At 48.7% G+C, this 1,155-nt stretch carries 1 protein-coding gene; it reads right to left on the bottom strand.

Translation table 11 applies throughout. The annotated features are described in order from the left end of the window. On the bottom strand, positions 1-1,155 hold a 1,155-nt coding region (locus R7O12_RS26100), incomplete at both ends, for a M48 family metalloprotease (protein WP_318126957.1).

The raw sequence follows: 1,155 nt of genomic DNA, 5'->3' as shown, positions 1-1,155 counted from the left end.
TTTATTCCAGTTTGCTCTTAGTGCCAGAATTTCCGCGCGAGCTGCAAGCTCTTCATCACTACGTCCAAGGGCATGATAGCCTTTCGATAATAGCTGCCAGCCATTGCTATCTTCTGGGTTATCGTGTGTATAACGTTGAAGCGTACGCACCGCTTGATCATTTTGGTTTGCTTCAAGCAACGCGTTGGCGTAGTTAATGGTTAATACTTTGTTTTGAGGATTACGCTTTAGCGCGCTATTTAGCAACTCAACGGCTTTTTGTGGCTGTTTTTTCTCGATGTATAGATCGGTCATTGCATCTAAATAGAATGGGTTGCCCGGATCTTGCGCTAACAGCTTTTTCAAAATCGGTTCTGCTTGTGATAAGCGTTTGTTGTCCAGATGAACCAGCGCTCGGCCGTAATCAAATGACGGCATGATGTCCGCTGAAGCTTTCTTTTGAGTACGCTCAAACCAACCTAGTGCGGCTTGTCCGTCGATACCGGCATATCGCGCCACAATGCGCGCGCGCGCCAAATGGTAATCGATAGAGGGTGCAATGCGCATTGGGGGATAGGCTTGTGCACGTTGACGGCTATCTGCTACACGGTCTTCTGGTAAAGGGTGAGTCAGTAGCATTGGTGGCGGTTTGCTCGCGTAGCGGTATTCATCGGCTAAACGGCCAAAGAAACGCGGCATTGCTTGCACATCAAATCCTGCTTTCGCTAAGGTTGCGATACCGAAGCGGTCGGCTTCTTTCTCGTTTGAGCGAGTATAGTTGATTTGGCTTTGCATGTTGCCTGCTGTTGCGGCGGTAATCGCTGCCATGCCTGCTTCTGGTGAAGCAATCGAAAGTAACAATGCACCAGCAAGCGCGGCTAAAGTAGCTGGAGAGCGCCTTGCTTGGTCTTCCATACTGCGCGCTAGGTGGCGCTGTGTTACGTGTGCAATTTCGTGCGCGACAACGGATGCGAGTTCACTTTCGCTACGAGCATGAAGAAATAGCCCTGAGTGCAATGCAACGTAACCGCCAAAAAAGGCAAAGGCGTTGATATTACGATCACGAATCATGAAGAAGTGGAACGGCGTTTTTACATCGTTCGCATTGGCCACTAATTTGTGCCCAAGAGAGTCAATATATTCATTGATGACAGGGTCATTAACGATAGGTTTACT

Source organism: Vibrio sp. Vb1574, assembly GCF_033338675.1.
Note: the sequence above shows the minus strand (reverse complement) of the source record. Positions and strands in the feature narration are given on the sequence as shown.